Origin of the sequence: Streptomyces sp. CB02414, from assembly GCF_001905385.1 — a bacterium.
GTDB lineage: Bacteria > Actinomycetota > Actinomycetes > Streptomycetales > Streptomycetaceae > Streptomyces.
This window is the reverse complement of the sequence record NZ_LIPF01000006.1, coordinates 251,213-267,142: the sequence shown is the minus strand read 5'-3', so window position 1 is coordinate 267,142 and position 15,930 is coordinate 251,213. Positions and strand designations below refer to the sequence as shown.

14 protein-coding genes are annotated in these 15,930 nt (G+C 72.0%); 7 read left to right on the top strand and 7 right to left on the bottom strand.

Annotation, left to right across the window (positions count from 1 at the left end; translation table 11 throughout):
• Window positions 1-61: 61 nt before the first annotated feature.
• The gene (locus AMK11_RS21050; RefSeq protein WP_073729483.1) at window positions 62-478 is read right to left on the bottom strand and encodes a nitroreductase/quinone reductase family protein; all 417 of its coding nucleotides are present in this window, start codon (window positions 476-478) and stop codon (window positions 62-64) included.
• Window positions 479-572: 94 nt separating this feature from the next.
• Between AMK11_RS21050 and AMK11_RS21045 the strand changes: the two genes are divergently transcribed.
• Complete coding sequence (locus tag AMK11_RS21045) at window positions 573-1,367, top strand: endonuclease/exonuclease/phosphatase family protein (RefSeq protein WP_073729481.1); 795 nt, start codon at window positions 573-575, stop codon at window positions 1,365-1,367.
• 318 nt (window positions 1,368-1,685) lie between these two features.
• Window positions 1,686-1,961, top strand: a complete 276-nt coding sequence (locus tag AMK11_RS21040; RefSeq protein WP_073729479.1) for a hypothetical protein — start codon at window positions 1,686-1,688, stop codon at window positions 1,959-1,961.
• Between the two features lie 240 nt (window positions 1,962-2,201).
• On the opposite strand, the gene AMK11_RS21035 is transcribed toward AMK11_RS21040, so the two are convergent.
• On the bottom strand, window positions 2,202-3,728 hold the full coding sequence (locus tag AMK11_RS21035; protein ID WP_073729477.1) for a CehA/McbA family metallohydrolase: 1,527 nt from the start codon (window positions 3,726-3,728) through the stop codon (window positions 2,202-2,204).
• A gap of 186 nt (window positions 3,729-3,914) precedes the next feature.
• Here AMK11_RS21035 and AMK11_RS21030 point away from each other — a divergent pair, with 186 nt between their 5' ends.
• Window positions 3,915-6,509 carry a bifunctional FO biosynthesis protein CofGH gene (locus AMK11_RS21030; protein WP_073729475.1) on the top strand — a complete coding sequence of 865 codons (2,595 nt, stop codon included), beginning with the start codon at window positions 3,915-3,917 and terminating at the stop codon, window positions 6,507-6,509.
• A gap of 75 nt (window positions 6,510-6,584) precedes the next feature.
• Window positions 6,585-7,148, top strand: a complete 564-nt coding sequence (locus AMK11_RS21025) for a hypothetical protein (RefSeq protein WP_073729809.1) — start codon at window positions 6,585-6,587, stop codon at window positions 7,146-7,148.
• A gap of 1 nt (window position 7,149) precedes the next feature.
• Here the strand turns inward: AMK11_RS21025 and AMK11_RS21020 are convergent, their stop codons facing one another.
• The 3 genes from AMK11_RS21020 to AMK11_RS21010 form a co-directional block, all read right to left on the bottom strand.
• Window positions 7,150-7,659, bottom strand: a complete 510-nt coding sequence (locus AMK11_RS21020; RefSeq protein WP_073729473.1) for a DUF2165 domain-containing protein — start codon at window positions 7,657-7,659, stop codon at window positions 7,150-7,152.
• 103 nt (window positions 7,660-7,762) lie between these two features.
• Entirely contained in the window at window positions 7,763-8,989 is a 1,227-nt protein-coding gene (locus AMK11_RS21015; protein ID WP_073729471.1) for a serine hydrolase domain-containing protein, read from the bottom strand.
• Window positions 8,990-9,126: 137 nt separating this feature from the next.
• Window positions 9,127-9,477, bottom strand: coding sequence for a DoxX family protein (locus AMK11_RS21010; RefSeq protein WP_198941423.1), 351 nt, complete (start codon window positions 9,475-9,477; stop codon window positions 9,127-9,129).
• Window positions 9,478-9,561: 84 nt separating this feature from the next.
• Between AMK11_RS21010 and AMK11_RS21005 the strand changes: the two genes are divergently transcribed.
• The 3 genes from AMK11_RS21005 to AMK11_RS20995 all read left to right on the top strand — a co-directional run bounded on the left by AMK11_RS21005 (window position 9,562) and on the right by AMK11_RS20995 (window position 12,126).
• Entirely contained in the window at window positions 9,562-10,461 is a 900-nt protein-coding gene (locus AMK11_RS21005; RefSeq protein ID WP_073729467.1) for a LysR family transcriptional regulator, read from the top strand.
• 74 nt (window positions 10,462-10,535) lie between these two features.
• Window positions 10,536-11,651, top strand: a complete 1,116-nt coding sequence (locus AMK11_RS21000) for an ADP-ribosylglycohydrolase family protein (protein ID WP_073729465.1) — start codon at window positions 10,536-10,538, stop codon at window positions 11,649-11,651.
• Between the two features lie 64 nt (window positions 11,652-11,715).
• Window positions 11,716-12,126 (top strand): VOC family protein, encoded by a 411-nt coding sequence (locus tag AMK11_RS20995; protein WP_073729808.1) that lies wholly within the window; start codon window positions 11,716-11,718, stop codon window positions 12,124-12,126.
• Window positions 12,127-12,186: 60 nt separating this feature from the next.
• Here the strand turns inward: AMK11_RS20995 and AMK11_RS20990 are convergent, their stop codons facing one another.
• A complete protein-coding gene (locus AMK11_RS20990) occupies window positions 12,187-13,770 on the bottom strand; it encodes a sodium:solute symporter family protein (protein WP_073729463.1) in 1,584 nt (527 codons plus the stop codon).
• Window positions 13,771-13,984: 214 nt separating this feature from the next.
• Complete coding sequence (locus AMK11_RS20985; RefSeq protein ID WP_073729461.1) at window positions 13,985-15,868, bottom strand: MFS transporter; 1,884 nt, start codon at window positions 15,866-15,868, stop codon at window positions 13,985-13,987.
• Window positions 15,869-15,930 lie beyond the last annotated feature (62 nt).

Sequence of the window (15,930 nt, the reverse complement as noted above, 5' to 3'; positions counted from 1 at the left end):
GGCCAGTTTGCCTTGTTCATGCCGACCGCGTCAGCCGCGGGAGACGCCGATCACAGGTCCCTCACCTGCTTTCACCGTCGTCCAGGTCCACCCGCACCGTCAGGTGCCCCGTCCCGACGCCCATGGCCCGCACCGCCAGGCTGTTGAGCCGGGGGAGGAGCCGGAGGCGGGCGACCGGGTCGTCGTCGGGCAGGAGGCGGGCCGTGCCCGTGTACCAGCGGCCCCTGATGCGTACCCGTACCCGCGGGTCGGCCCGGACGTTGCGTACGTACTGGGACCGCTCGCCGAACTCCGACACCAGCCAGAAGGAGTCCCCGACCCGGCGTCCGCCCACCGGTGTGCGGCGGGGCAGGCCGGAGACGCGGCCGGTGGTCTCCAGCAGGGTCTGGGCGGGCAGGCGGCGCATCACGGCGTTCAGCCGGCGCTGGACGGCCGTGACGGCCCGGTACTTCTTCTCGGCGTAGGGCGGCTTCGACATCGTTCGTTCACGCTCCCGTCTCGTGTGCCTCCATGTTCCCCGGAAAACCTCAGGGGGAAGGTGAGGGCAGGGCCGAGAGACGGGTGGTGCGGTCGTGCGGGTCGTGACCTGGAATCTGTGGTGGCGGTTCGGGCCGTGGGCCGACCGGCAGAAGGCGGTCCTCGCCGTGCTGCGGGAGTTGCGGCCCGATGTCGTCGGACTCCAGGAGGTGTGGGCCGCCGACGACGGCGCGAACCTCGCCGAGTGGCTGGCCGGTGAACTCGGCCTGCACTGCGCCTGGGCCGCCTCCGAGGCCCCCGAGCGGTGGCAACGGCGGATCGCGGACGACACGGTCGGCATCGGCAACGCGGTGCTCAGCCGCTGGCCGGTGACCGAGCGGGCGGTGCTGCGGCTGCCCGCGCCGACGGAACTCGACGACGGACGCCTCGCGCTCCACGCCCGCCTGGACGCCCCCGGCCACCCGGTCCCGTTCTTCACGGCCCACCTGAACTCCGGAGACCATGCCGCCGCCGTGCGCCGCGAACAGGCCGCCGCCCTGGCGGACTTCGTCGCGAAGTACCGCCACGGCACCGCCTTCCCGCCCGTCGTCACCGGGGACTTCAACGCCCGCCCCGAGTCACCGGAGGTCCGCCTCCTGCGCGCGGGGCGGCTGCACGACGCCTGGGACGTCGCGGACCCCTCGGCGCCGGCTTCGACCTGGGACGCGGCCAACCCGTACATCCCGAACCCACCTGTCCCGGGCGTCCGGATCGACTACGTCCACGTGGGGCCGCCCGGGCCGGACGGACTCGGCCGGGTACGTACCGCGCGACGGGCGGGCGACGGACCCGTGGACGGCGTGTGGCCCTCCGACCACGCGGCGGTCGTCGTGGACCTGGCCGGGAATTGACGCGGGAGAGCGGAAACGGCCGCCCGGCGTGAACTCGATGAAGGCTCAATTACCGTGCGTGTATGTGCCGGTGGTCAAGTGATCGATTCGTGGTTAGCATGCTCGTGTGCCTGGCGCTCCACCGACCAATGGAGTTCCGGTACGTGTCGTTTTCTCTCCTGGCCAGCGGGACGGCGGCAGACCGAATCGGGGGAAGAAGTAAGCAGGCCGAAGCCCAGCAGGCGGCGCGACCCCGGGCCTGACGCTCCTTGAGATCTACAACGCCCTTCGCTGACGCGGGCCCCACTCGGCCGACCACGAAGACACGGAGTACTCGGTATGACCGACACCATGTCCGCCCGCGCCGCCACGGAAGGCACGTGGGCCCTGCCTCTGCTCGCGCTCGCTCCCGTGGCGCTGGTCAGGCTCTTCACGGAGCCCTCCACGCCGTGGCTCGCCGCTTCCTGGGCGCTTCTGGCCCTGTCCGCCGTCCTGATGGCGGTCGGGTGGAGCACGGTGCTGCGCCACGGGACCCGCACGGGCGGGACATGGGCCACGTGTCTTCTCGCCCACGGAGCGTTCGCCTGGAATGTGATCGCCATCGTCCGCCAGTAGCGCGGGAATTGCACGGCTGTGCATGCTCCGCCGAGGGACAAGAGCGGTAATCGGGGAAGGAAGTCCGAGGGACCTTCGGTTTCCACGCCTGTCAGATCACCTTGAGGCTTCCTTCCCCTTGCGATAACGCACGACAAGTCTGCATGAGCGCTGCACGGCCCGAGGCGGCGAACGGTAATTCGGCCCGTTTCCCGATTACTTGAATGCGCCTGCCGCCGGCCGGTCTTCGGGCTGCCCCGGTTACTCCCGCCCCAGGAAAATCGGATTCGTGAACGCGGCCAGCGCCCCCGGCAACGGCCCCGCCGCCGCCTCGTGCCGCAGCTCCGCCCGCACGTACGCCGCGTAGGACGCGGTCGTGCGCCACTCCACGACGTCCGCGCCGGACACCGGCAGCGGGGCGCTGGTGAACAGCACGCCCTGGTCGGTGACGAACCGCACCGTGCAGCGCGGGGCGCCCGTCACCTCCAGGCGGACGGTGACCGGGGTGTCGTCGTCCACGCGCAGCCGCTCACCGATGCCGGCGTGCTCGCCCCGCCCGCCGGAGGCGGTGAAGGCCAGCGTCAGCTTCGCCGACTCGGCGACGTACGACCGCCCGGCCCGGATGCCCTCCTGGATCGCCTCCCGGGTCAGGTCGTCGGCGAGGACGACGGTCTGCGGGCGCCCGATGACGTCGGGGGAGCGGTGGGAGTCGCTGCTGCCCATCGCCGGGATCCAGTCCCCGCCGTGCCGCCCGCCGCGCCCGTCCCGTACGGCGGCGACCAGCATGCCGTCCCAGTCGGCCAGCGCCACCTCGTCGTCGGGTGTGTAGGCCCCGTTCCACACCTCGACCGCGTCCGCCTCCCCGAACCCGAACTTCCAGTTGCAGCCGATGCAGGTGGCGTGCGGGTGGGCCGGGACGACCAGGCCCCCGGCGCGGCGGATCTGGCGCGCGAACCGCCCGAAACGGTTGTCCCGGGCCCGGTAGCGCCAGTCGACGAAGGTGCCGGGGTCGGTGCCGAGGGCGACGACGTGGCCGTTGCGGGTCGTCACCTCCTCGCCCAGCATGATCAGCAGGTCGTCCCCGGCCTCCGGTCCCCAGTGCGCGTGCGCCGAGTGCGTGTTGTGCTCCGAGGAGTTGATGAAGTCCAGCCCGGCCGCCCGCGCCAGCTCCGCGATCTCGGCGAGGGTGTAGCGGCCGTCGGAGTACACCGAGTGCAGGTGGCAGTCGCCGCGGTACCAGGCGCGGCCCCGCCCCTTCGCGCGCTCGGGCGGGTACACCGGCCGCGGGGTCTCGCCCTGCTCCCCGTACGTCAGCGTGATCGTGATCTCGTACGACAGGCCCTGCGGCGCCACCGTGTACGGGCCGAGGGCGACGTGCCACGTGCCCGGCCGCACCGGGCCCGGAATGTACCCGGGCGTCGCGTCGTCCGCCCGCACGAAGAACTCGGTGCGCGCCCCGCCCGACCAGCCCCTGAAGCCCCGGCCGCCCAGTTCGGTGCCACGCTCGTCGAAGAGGCCGATGTCGAGGGCGTTGCCCGCGGTGCCGGCCGGGACGGCGGGCCGGTCGTAGGTGTAGGCGACGTGGAGCTCCCGGACCCCGGAGGGGATCTCGACGGGGACGTACACGAAGTCGGGCGAGCCGGTGGGCAGCGTGCCCCGCACCGTTCTCGTCCGCCGCTCACGGGGTGCCGCCGATGCGAAGCTCACGGTTCCCAACGTAAGCGCGGCGGCGGCTCCCGTCACGAACACCGCGCGTCTGCCGATTCCTGCGTGGTCGTCCTCGCACATGCTGCTGCTCCCAAGGTGTCGTCGGTGACTGGCACGGGTGGTGCAGGGATGGTGCGTGCAACCCTCGTATTGAGCCGTGAACTCCCGTACAAGAGAAGGGGGTACGCGCATAGCGGGCCGGAAACCGGAGGGTGGGCCGGTGGGACGGCACCGACGCTTCGATCATGCCGCTCGTATGCTCGAAGGATGACGACTTCCGCGACCCCCGGAACCGGCTCGACGGGCCCCACCGAGAACGCCCTGCGTCGCGCCCTCAAACGCGCCCGGGACGGCGTCGCCCTCGACGTCTCCGAGGCCGCCGTGCTGCTCCAGGCCCGCGGCGAGCACCTGGACGACCTCACCGCGTCCGCCGCCCGGGTCCGTGACGCGGGCCTTCAGGCCGCCGGGCGCCCCGGCGTCATCACGTACTCGAAGAGCGTCTTCGTCCCGCTGACCCGCCTGTGCCGGGACAAGTGCCACTACTGCACCTTCGTCACCGTGCCCGGCAAGCTGCGCCGCGCCGGGCACGGGATGTTCATGTCGCCGGACGAGGTCCTCGACATCGCCCGCAAGGGCGCCGCCCTCGGCTGCAAGGAAGCCCTCATCACCCTCGGCGACAAGCCGGAGGACCGCTGGCCGGAGGCCAGGGAGTGGCTCGACGCGCACGGGTACGACGACACGATCGCCTACGTCCGCGCCATCTCCATCCGCATCCTGGAGGAGACGGGCCTGCTGCCCCACCTCAACCCGGGCGTCATGACCTGGACGGACTTCCAGCGGCTCAAGCCCGTCGCGCCCTCCATGGGGATGATGCTGGAGACCACCGCCACCCGCCTGTGGTCCGAGCCCGGCGGTCCCCACCACGGCTCCCCGGACAAGGAACCCGCCGTCCGCCTGCGCGTCCTGGAGGACGCCGGCCGCTCCTCCGTCCCCTTCACCTCGGGCCTGCTGATCGGCATCGGCGAGACCTACGAGGAGCGCGCGGAGTCCCTGTTCGCCCTCCGCAAGGTCTCCCGTGCCTACCACGGCATCCAGGAACTGATCATCCAGAACTTCCGCGCCAAGCCCGACACGGCGATGCGCGGCATGCCCGACGCGGAACTGGACGAACTGGTCGCCACGGTGGCCGTCGCCCGCCACATCATGGGCCCGTCCGCCTGTCTCCAGGCCCCGCCCAACCTGGTGGACTCGGAGTACGAGCGGCTGATCGGCGCCGGCATCGACGACTGGGGCGGCGTCTCCCCGCTCACCATCGACCACGTCAACCCGGAACGCCCCTGGCCGCAGATCGACGAACTCGCCGCGAAATCCCGGACGGCCGGGTTCGAGCTGCGCGAACGCCTCTGCGTGTACCCGGAGTTCGTGCAGCGCGGCGAGCCCTGGCTCGACCCCCGCCTGCGCCCGCACGTGGCGGCGCTCGCCGACCCGGCGACGGGCCTGGCCCGCGAGGACGCGACGGTCGAGGGCCACCCGTGGCAGGAGCCGGACGAGGCGTTCACCGCGACCGGCCGCACCGACCTGCACGCCACCATCGACACCGAGGGCCGTACGTCGGACCGCCGCGACGACTTCGACGAGGTGTACGGCGACTGGGGCGCCCTGCGCGAGGCCGCCGCCCCCGGCATGGCCCCCGAGCGCATCGACACCGACGTACGCGCCGCGCTGGCCACGGCGGCCGACGACCCCACGAAGCTGACGGACGACGAGGCGCTCGCCCTGCTGCACGCCGACGGCCCGGCCCTGGACGCCCTGTGCAAGGTCGCCGACGACGTGCGCAGGTCGGCCGTCGGCGACGACGTGACGTACATCGTCACCCGCAACATCAACTTCACCAACGTCTGCTACACCGGCTGTCGTTTCTGCGCCTTCGCCCAGCGCCGCACGGACGCCGACGCCTACACGCTCTCCCTGGACCAGGTCGCCGACCGCGCCCAGCAGGCGTGGGAGGTGGGCGCGGTGGAGGTCTGCATGCAGGGCGGCATCCACCCCGACCTGCCCGGCACGGCGTACTTCGACATCGCGCGGGCGGTCAAGGAACGCGTCCCCGGCATGCACGTGCACGCCTTCTCGCCGATGGAGGTCGTCAACGGCGCCACCCGCACCGGGATGTCGGTCCGCGAGTGGCTGACCGCGGCCAAGGAGGCGGGCCTGGACTCGATCCCGGGCACGGCGGCCGAAATCCTCGACGACGAGGTCCGCTGGATCCTCACCAAGGGCAAGCTGCCGACGGCCACCTGGATCGAGGTCATCGAGACCGCCCACGAACTCGGCATCCGCTCCTCCTCCACGATGATGTACGGCCACGTCGACCAGCCCCGCCACTGGCTGGGCCACCTGCGCACGCTCGCCGGGATCCAGCAGCGCACGGGCGGCTTCACGGAGTTCGTGACGCTCCCCTTCATCCACACCAACGCGCCGGTGTACCTGGCGGGCATCGCGCGACCGGGCCCCACCCTGCGGGACAACCGCGCGGTGACGGCGATGGCCCGCCTCCTCCTGCACCCGCACATCCCCAACATCCAGACAAGCTGGGTGAAACTGGGCACGGAGGGTGCGGCGGAGATGCTCCGCTCCGGCGCCAACGACCTGGGCGGCACCCTCATGGAGGAGACGATCTCCCGCATGGCCGGCTCGTCCTACGGGTCGTACAAGTCGGTCAAGGACCTGATCGCGGTCGCGGACGCCGCGGGCCGCCCGGCGAAGCCGCGCACCACGCTCTACGGCCCGGTCCCCGAGGAGCGGCAGCGGGCGGCACGGGACTCGGACGGGCACCTGCCGCGGCTGCTGCCGGTGCTGGACTGAGGAGTCGCGGGTGCGCAGTACGATGATCGGGCCCCCGGTGTGTCGGGGTTCTCGTAGCTGAGGAGATGCGTGCCCGTGCCTGCCCGACTTCCCTCATGGGCGTGGGTCTCCGGCCTGACCGTGGGGGCGATAGCGGCGGTGAGCGTCCTGGCCGTACAGGCGGACCAGGGACCCCACCCCACCGCCGCGGCGACGAAGCCGAAGCCGTCGGCGTCGGCGGACGCGCACCCCACGCCGAAGGAGACCGCGCCGGCCCCGGTACCGGAGGGTTCCGGCACCGGGCGGCGCGTCGTCTACTCGGTCGGCCAGGACCGGGTGTGGCTGGTCGACGCCAGCGACGCCACCCGGCGGTCCTTCAAGGTCTGGCCGGGCACGGTCGACCCCGACCCCGGCGAGTACAGCGTCGGCTCCCGCCGCCAGGACCCGACGACGGGTTCCGACGGGGTGCGGATCGAGCAGATCATGTACTTCGCCCAGGAGGACGGCGTCTGGGTCGCCTTCTCCAACGCCGTGGACGGCTCCTCGCCGCCGCCGCCCGTCGACGGAGTCAGGACGGGCGGCATACGGCTGCCCAAGGCGGACGGCGACGCGCTGTGGGAGTTCGGCACGTCCGGCACGACGGTCACCGTGGTCGCCTAGGTCACTGTGGGTTCTTGGTCTCCGCCTCGCCGGACGGCAGGTGCGCCACGATCAGCACGACGCCGCTGAACAGGAGTACCCGGGTCGCCGCGTCCAGCCCGTTCCAGTCCTCCGACTGCCACATCGCGAACCACTCCCCGCCGATCGCGAGGAACCCGGCGCCGAAGAGCAGCATCAGCATGAGCGTGCCGTACGTGGTGAAGCGCCGAGCGGGAGCGTGCTGCCGGCGTATCCAGAGCCAGGTCGCCCAGATCAGCACCAGCGCGGCCGCGGTCTCCCACACGATGATCGCCACGTAGGCGGTGTCCTGGAGCCCCTTGCTCGTGATCGCCCGCCACATCAGGTCGTCGTCCTTGAACGTCGTGTCCATCGACAGGACGTGACGCACGTACTGCTGGTTGTTGTCGAAGTCGGTGATGTTCCCGAGGGCCACGAGGGCGATGTACAGGGCGAGGACCGCGGTGAGCACGGTGGAGGCGAGTAAAAGGGTGCTGCGGGGGATGTTGGTCATGGCAGCACTATCCCGAAGCCGAGGGCCCCGCCAGTAGGCAGGGCCCTGGAACGTGATCTCTTCGCAGCGTTCCGCCGGTGAACAACCCTGCGGGTCAGTACACCTAGCGGCCCGTGCAGACCGCCGTGTCCACCAGGTCGAAGACGTGCTGGTGGGCCGCCATCATGTCGGCCGGTTCGGCGGCCACCGAGCTGGACAGGGCCGTCGTCGCCACCGTGGCCGCGCGGCCGTCCCGCGTGGCGCCGCCGTAGGTCTCGTAGCCGTGGATGGAGCCGCCGTGGCCCCACAGCTCGACGCCGCAGGACAGGGGAGTGCGGAAGAGGCCCAGCCCGTATCCGGTACCGGGCGTGGGAGCGCCCTCGGTGACCGGGACCGTGGTCTGCATCTCCTTCAGCTCGGCGGCCTCCAGCACCTTGCCGCCGAGCAGGGCGGTGAAGAAGCGGTTGAGGTCGCGCGGGGTGGTGACCAGCTGTCCGGCCGCCCAGGCCTGGGACGGGTCGAGGCGGGTGATGTCCGCCAGCGGCGCGCCGGGGGTGGCGGCGGCGTAGCCCTTGGGGTGGGCGCCCCGGATGCCGCGCTCGCCGACGCCCGGCCAGTAGGTGTCCTTCAGACCGAGCGGGCGGATGATCCGGTCGGTGATCTCCTCGCCGAAGGGGCGGCCCGTGACCTTCTCGACGAGCAGGCCCGCCAGGACGTAGTTGGTGTTGCTGTACTGCCACTTCGCGCCGGGCTCGAACGCCGCCTTCTGGCTCAGGGCGAGGTCGATCAGGTCACGCGGGTTGTAGTACGTGTCGCGGACCTCGAACGGGTCCAGGCCCAGCGTCTGGACGTAGTCGGGCAGGCCGCTGGTGTGCTGGAGCAGGTCGCGCACGGTGATGCGGCCGCCGTCGATGCCGTCGCCGCGCACCAGACCCGGCAGGTACGTCTCGATCGGCTCGTCCAGCTTCACCTTGCCCTCGCCGACCAGCTGGAGCACCGCCGCCGCGGTGAGGGCCTTGGTGTTGCTGCCCGCCCTGACCTGCCCGTTGACCGGTACGGACGCGCCGGTCTCCAGGTCGCCGGTGCCGGCCGTGTAGTCGCGGACGCGTCCGTCACGTCCCTGGTCGGCGACCAGTGCGGCGGGGAAACCGTCCTCGCGCACCAGGTCCTTCGCTCCCTCGCGCACGGCGTCGCGGTGACCGGCGTGGTCCGGGGCGCCGTAGGCCAGGGAACCGGTCACGGCGAGGCCGCCGCCCAGGACCGCGAGCGCGGCGACCACCGACAGCACGCGCCCACGCTGCTTCCTCGGCTTGGACGGGACGGAGGCGGAGGCGGAAAGACGGTCGGACACGGGGGATCCTCTCAACAAGGCTGCTCTCGGAACGCCTTGAGCCTTTCGCGAACCGGCCGCCCGCTCGATGGGGCCAGGCGGCGTAAACGGGGTGTACCTTCCCCCACCCCCGTCCGCCCGGCCCGGCGGCCGATCCGTCACCCGGCCGCCCCCACGACGAGCGCCGCGATGCTGAGCGCCAGGTAGCCGAGGGGGAACGCGATGTTGTGGAAGACCCGGGCACGGACATGTGCGGCGACCGCGCCGACGAAGAAGAGGACGAGGCCGACCGCCGCCGCGATGCCGAGCGGCCGGACCCCCAGCAGGCCGACGAGGAGCCCGGCGGCTCCCGCCCCCTTGAGGCCGGCCAGCCACGGGAGCCACGACGAGGGGACCCCCACCTCGGCCGAGTTGGCGAGGACGAACGGGGCCCGCAGCAGGTCCGCGACGGCGATTCCGGCATGGGCGACGATCGCCACGACGGTGACGGTCACGTAGGCGGTGTCCACGGGTTCGCTTCCTTCCAGTGGCTTTCCTCCAGCCTCACCGGCGCCCACCGCGACGTCCAATACCTGGTTCTATAACCTGGTGGAATGGATGTCCACACCCGATTGCTGCGGTACTTCGCGACCGTGGCGGAGGAAGGCAGCCTGACCCGGGCGGCTCAGCGGCTGTACGTCTCCCAGCCCGCGCTGACCAAGCAGATCCGGCAGCTGGAGTCCGCACTGGGAGTGCCTCTCTTCACGCGCTCGCGCAGCGGCATGGCCCTCACCGAGCCGGGCCGGGCGCTCGCGGCGCGGGTGCCCGCTCTCCTCGCCGGGTGGGAGGCGGCACTGCGCGAGACGAGGTCCGCGGCGCGCCGGGCGGACCGGGTCCTGCGGGTGGGCTTCCTCGCCAGTGCCGCCAACGAGGCGACGCAGCCGATCATCGCCGAGTTCGCCCGGCGCCGCCCGGACTGGCGGGCCGAGATGCGGCAGGCCGCGTGGTCGAACCCGACCGCGGGACTCGCCGACTCGGACGTCGACGTCGCCCTGGTGCGGCTGCCGTTCCCCGGGCAGGAGACGCTGCGTGTGGTGGAGCTGTTCAGCGAGCCCCGCTGCGTGGCACTCCCCGAGAACCACCGGCTGGCCGGGCGCGGGACGATCGACTTCCGCGAGCTGTGGGACGAGCCCTTCGTGGCCGCACCGCCCGAGACGGGCCCCTGGCGCGCGTACTGGCTGGCCGCCGACGAGCGCGACGGCCACCCCGTACGCGTCGGCGCGGTCACCGAGCAGCCCGACGACTGGCTCACCGCGATCGCCAACGGCTACGGCGTCGCCCTCGCGCCCGAGTCCGCCGCCCGCTTCTACACCCGCCCAGGCGTCGTCTACCGCCCCGTCACCGGAATCGGGCCCAGCGAGGTCGCGGTCGCCTGGGCCCCCGCCGCCGACGACGATCCCGTCGTCCAGGACTTCGTCCGCTGCTGCCGCGAAGCACACTCCGCCCGGCCCTGAACCGACCGCCCTCGTTCGAATACAGTGCTGGACGTCGTACGTACGGACCGTGTCGGTGCCGAAGGGAGGCCCGGGTGGGCGCGACAACCGGTGCCGTCTGGGGACGTGCCGAACAGCAGGACTTCCGCAGCCGGGTACGAGGGACACTGCTCGGCGTGGCCGTCGGCGACGCCTTCGGCGCCCCGGTCGACGGGCTGGACCTCGACGGCATCCGCCAGGAGCACGGCGCGGAGGGCCTGACCGACCCGGCACCCGCCCACGGCCGGCGCGGTGCGGTCACCCACCTCACCCAGCTCACCCTGTTCTCCGTGGACGGGCTGATCCGCGCCCAGGTACGCCGGGACACCGGCGCCTGGCACCCGCCGACCGACCTGCACCGGGCCTACCGGCGCTGGGCCGCCACCCAGCGCGACTGGGGGCCCGACCTGCGACGCAAGGACGACGGCTGGCTGGCCCGCGAGGAATGGCTGTACGCCCGCCGGGACGCGCCCCGGGCGCTGCTGCTCGGACTCGGCGACGAGACGATGGGCACGCCCCAGGCGCCGAAGAACCCGGGGGAGCGGGGTGCGGAGGCCGCCGCCCGCTCGGCGCCGTTCGGGCTGCTGGTCGGCTGGGAGCCGCAGCTGGTCGACCAGCTCGCCGTGGAGTGCGCGGCGCAGACCCACGGCCACCCCGGCGGCTATCTGGCGGCGGGCGCGTACGCCGTGATCGTGCACGGGCTGGCGCGGGGCGACAGCCTGGACGCCGCGGTGCAGCGGGCGCTCGCCCTGCTCGCCGCCCGGCCCGGACACGAGCCGGTGGCGGCCGCCCTCCAGCATGCGCTGGGCGCGGTACGGCAAGGGCTGCCGACGGCGGACCGGGTGACCGAGCTGATCGGCGAGGGGACCGCGGAAGGCCTCGTGGCGGCCGCCGTGTACTGCTCCCTCGTCGGCGAGGACGTACGGCACGGGCTGCGGCTCGCCGTCAACCACGGCGGGCCCTCCGCGGCGGCCGGCGCCCTGACCGGCGGGCTGCTCGGCGCCCTGCACGGCGAGACGGCGCTCCCGCCCGCCTGGCTGGCCGAGCTGGAGGGCCGCCCGACCATGCTGGAACTGGCCGACGACTTCGCCATGGAGATGACCCAGGGCCCTGCCCTGCACGGTCCGGCCGGGTCGTCCCCGGGGTGGCTGGCGCGCTACCCGCGCGGCTGAACGCGGCTGGAGACAGTCAGGAATCGAGAAGCACCGGCCGACGGCCGCCGCTAGCGTGACGGTCATGAACCTCAGCATCCACACCACCGTCCTCCCGCACGACGACCCGGACGCGGCGGTCACCTTCTACCGGGACGTCCTCGGTTTCGAGGTGCGCAAGGACGTCGGGCAGGGCAAGATGCGCTGGATCACGGTCGGCCCCGCCGGCCGGCCCGACGTCTCCCTGCTCCTGGCGCCGCCGGCCGTCGACCCCGGCATCACCGACGCCGAGCGCCGCACCATCACCGAGATGATGGCCAAGGGCACCTACGGGTGGATCCTGCTCGCCACCGAGGACCTCGACGGCACCTTCGAGAAGGTGCGGGGGCACGACGCCGAGATCGTCCAGGAGCCGACCGAGCAGCCGTACGGCGTCCGCGACTGCGCTTTCCGCGACCCCGCCGGCAACCAGATCCGCATCCAGGAACTGCGCTGAGCCCGGACGGTGCCCCGGCCCAGACCGGGACACCGTCCGCACCCACAAGCCGGCCAGGCCCTAGTCACCCACCCGGGACCGCGCCACCGACTCCTCCGCGCCGCCCGCCGGCGCCGGGATCGCGGCCGCCGCGCCCGAGGCGTCGTCGTCGCCGTCGGTGTTGACCTTCTCGATGATCGCGAGCCGTTCCGGGGTGTCCTCCGGCTTGAGGTAGCCGATCAGGACGTACAGGACCAGCGACACGGCCAGCGGGATCGACACCTGGTACTCCAGCGGCACCCCGCCCTCCACGCTCCAGTGGATCGGGTAGTTGACCAGCCAGAAGGCGAGCAGACCGGCCGCCCAGCTGGTGAGCGCCGCCGTCGGGCCGGAGCGGCGGAAGGGCCGGAGCAGACCGAGCATCATCGGGATCGCGATCGGGCCCATCAGTCCGGCCACCCACTTGATGACGACGGTGATGATGTCCTTGAACGTCGGCGAGTCGACCTGCGTGGCCACCGCCATGGACAGCCCGAGGAAGACCACCGTGGTCAGGCGGGCCGCCAGCAGCCCGGACCGGGTGCCCCAGGCCCGCGCCCGCGCCGACAGCACCGGCGCCACGTCACGGGTGAAGACGGCGGCGATGGCGTTGGCGTCCGAGGAGCACATGGCCATGGTGTGCGAGAAGAAGCCGACGATGACCAGGCCCAGCAGCCCGTGCGGCAGCAGCTGCTCGGTCATCAGGGCGTAGGAGTCGGAGCCGTCCGGCTTCTGCGACTCCACCAGCAGCGGCGACATCCACATCGGGAAGAACAGCACCAGCGGCCAGACCAGCCACAGCACCGCCGACAGCCGCGCGGAGCGGGTGGCCTCCCGGGCGTTGCTCGTGGCCATGTAGCGCTGGGCCTGGTTGAGCATGCCGCCGTTGTACTCGAAGAGCTTGATGAAGAGGTAGGCGAGCAGGAACACCGCCCCGTACGGGCCGACCAGCGGTTCGGCGTGGCCCTGGAGTTCGGGCTCGTCCCAGACGCCGAAGAAGCCGCCGTGGTCGCCGAGCTTCATGACGACGGCGACGAACATCGCGACGCCGGCCAGCAGCTGGATGACGAACTGGCCCAGCTCGGTCAGCGCGTCCGCCCACAGGCCGCCGATCGTGCAGTAGACGCCCGTGACGACGCCGGTGATCAGGATGCCCTGGTTGAGGGAGATGCCGGTGAAGACCGACAGCAGGGTGGCGATGGCCGCCCACTTCGCGGCCACGTCCACGATCTTCAGCAGCATCCCGGACCAGGCCAGGGCCTGCTGGGTGGGCAGGTTGTACCGGTTCTTCAGGTACTCCAGGGGAGAGGCCACGTGCAGCCGGGAGCGCAGCCGGTTGATGCGCGGCGCGAACAGGGTGGAGCCGATGGCGATGCCGAGGGCGATCGGGAAGGACCACGTCACGAACGACGTCACGCCGTAGGTGTAGGCGATGCCCGCGTACCCGGTGAACATCACCGCGCTGTAGCCCGACATGTGGTGCGAGATGCCGGAGAGCCACCAGGGCATCTTGCCGCCGGCCGTGAAGAAGTCGCTGACGTTGTCCACGCGTTTGTGCGACCAGACGCCGATCGCCACCATCACGGCGAAGTAGCCGATGAGCACGGACCAGTCGAGACCGTTCATGTGCCCCCTTCCGGGGTCCGCCTTGTGAACTCCGCTCAGCCGGTTGGCACTTCGCACGAGCGGGGTAGGGGCGTGGCAGGCCGCGAAGTGCCCGCTCATCGTGGGTGCGACGACGCGGGCACGACAAGGAAGGGGAAGGTCAAGAGCGAGTAAAAAGGTTCGGCTAGCTGACCTCGGTTCACCTACGTGAACACCCGCCGGTGAGTGCGGCGGGTTACTCCAGCTCGTCGGGGCAGGGCGTGCCGCGCTTGAGCCCGTACGGCGAAGCCAGCCGGTAGGTGCCCGCCTCGGGTGCGACCAAGGTCGTCCACTTGTCGCCCTTGGCGGTCTCCTCCGTCTCCGTCAGACAGCCGTTGACGTTGTCGTACGTCTTCGGCGTGCCCTCCGGTGCGTTCTTGGAGGCCTCGGTCTCCTGGGGCGGCTCCAGCTTGTTGCCCTCGTCGTCGACGAGGCTCAGCCACGGCGAGTACGGCATCCGGATCAGGATGCGGCCCGGTTCCTTCACGTCGATCGTCCACTCGTCCTGCTCGGCGCTCTGGACGACGGCGTTGGGCTCGGCCAGCGGCGTCGGGTCGAGCACCTGGAACAGCTGCCAGTTGGCGTCGCCCCAGACCTGCTTCAGGTACGGCAGGCCCCGCTGCAGCAGCTCCCGCTCGCGCTTGCCGCCGTCACCGTCCGGCTCGCCCTTGGGCAGCACCACGTAGTGCACGGCCCATCGCTTGAGCCACTCGTGGTAGTTCGCCGAGTTGAGCGTGTCGTCGTAGAAGAGCGGGTTGCGCTCCATGTCGGCCTGGCGGGTCCAGCCGCGGGCCAGGTTCACGTACGGCGCGAGCGCCGAGGCCTCCCGGTGGGAACGCGCGGGCACGGCCTCCACCCGGCCCTTCTCCGCGCCGACCTCCTGCAGCTCGTTGAGGAGCGGTGCCAGCTCGCGCGCCCAGGACGCGGTCGGCTGGGTGTGGATGACGTCGTCGGCCGACTTGAAGCCGATCCAGCCGGCGAAGCCGACGAGCGAGACCACGAGCGCGTACCACTTGCGGGACTTCGGCACCGTGAACGGCAGCGCGGCCACCAGTGCCGCCCCGGCGAAGAGCATCGCCAGGCGCGTGATGTTGGAGCCGATCTGGGAGCTGATCAGCCAGACCAGCAGCACGGACAGGCCGTACACCGCGGACGTGATCCGCACCGTGGTCCAGGTGCTCGGCACGAACCAGAACACCAGCCCCGCGAACAGGACCGGCAGGACGGCCGAGCCGAAGGCCATCGGCTGGGTGCCCGAGAAGGGGAACAGCACGGCCGACAGCGCCACGACCGCGGCCGGTGCCAGCCCCAGCGACCAGGCGCCCGGACGGCGCTTCTGCAGGAACAGGGCCACCGCCACCAGGCCCACGAACAGGCCCGCGACCGGTGACGCCATGGTGGACAGCGCGGCCAGCGGAGCCGCGCACAGCCCTTTCGCCCAGCGCTTGTGCCGCCAGCGGTGCGGCCAGCAGAACACCGCGGCGACCGCGCCGAGCCCGAACATCATGCCCAGCCCGAACGTCACCCGGCCCGACGCGGCGTTGCCCATCAGCCCGAACAGGCCCGCCAGCGACGCCCACAGCGGATTGCGCACCACCCGGCTGCGGATCAGGATCATCGTCAGCAGCCCGGCCGACAGCGTCCCGGCGATCATCATCGTCGTACGCACGCCGAGCACCGACATCAGGTACGGCGAGACCACGCTGTACGACACCGGGTGCATGCCGCCGTACCAGGCGAGGTTGTACGCCGAGTCCGGGTGCCGGCCGACGAACTCCGCCCACGCGTCCTGTGCCGCGAGGTCGCCGCCACTGTTCGCGAACGTGAAGAACCAGGCGATGTGGAGGAGCCCGGCGAGGGCGGTGACGGACAGCACGGGGTGGCGCAGCATGCGCTCGCGCAGGGCGAGGAACGCCGCCTTCACCGCGGACGGCGCTTCCGGCTCGCGGCGCCCGGCACCGTCACCGGCACGGTCCGTGTCACGGCCGTCGTCCGCGCGGGGCGCGGGTACGCGTGGTCGCGGGCCGGTTCCCGGGCCCGGTTCGGCGTCGTCGGCGCGTGTCGGCTCCGCAGTGGCCACCTGAAGGCACTCCCCGTGTCCCGTCTTCTGATTTCGGCCGTGTCCCGTTCCCGCGACCGGCG

Excerpts from the sequence above, each read along its gene's own strand:
- AMK11_RS21050 (WP_073729483.1), bottom strand. The coding sequence starts at position 478 with ATGTCGAAGCCGCCCTACGCCGAGAAGAAGTACCGGGCCGTCACGGCC.
- AMK11_RS21040 (WP_073729479.1), top strand. The coding sequence starts at position 1,686 with ATGACCGACACCATGTCCGCCCGCGCCGCCACGGAAGGCACGTGGGCC.
- AMK11_RS21035 (WP_073729477.1), bottom strand. The coding sequence starts at position 3,728 with ATGTGCGAGGACGACCACGCAGGAATCGGCAGACGCGCGGTGTTCGTG.
- AMK11_RS21030 (WP_073729475.1), top strand. The coding sequence starts at position 3,915 with ATGACGACTTCCGCGACCCCCGGAACCGGCTCGACGGGCCCCACCGAG.
- AMK11_RS21020 (WP_073729473.1), bottom strand. The coding sequence starts at position 7,659 with ATGACCAACATCCCCCGCAGCACCCTTTTACTCGCCTCCACCGTGCTC.
- AMK11_RS21005 (WP_073729467.1), top strand. The coding sequence starts at position 9,562 with ATGGATGTCCACACCCGATTGCTGCGGTACTTCGCGACCGTGGCGGAG.
- AMK11_RS20995 (WP_073729808.1), top strand. The coding sequence starts at position 11,716 with ATGAACCTCAGCATCCACACCACCGTCCTCCCGCACGACGACCCGGAC.
- AMK11_RS20990 (WP_073729463.1), bottom strand. The coding sequence starts at position 13,770 with ATGAACGGTCTCGACTGGTCCGTGCTCATCGGCTACTTCGCCGTGATG.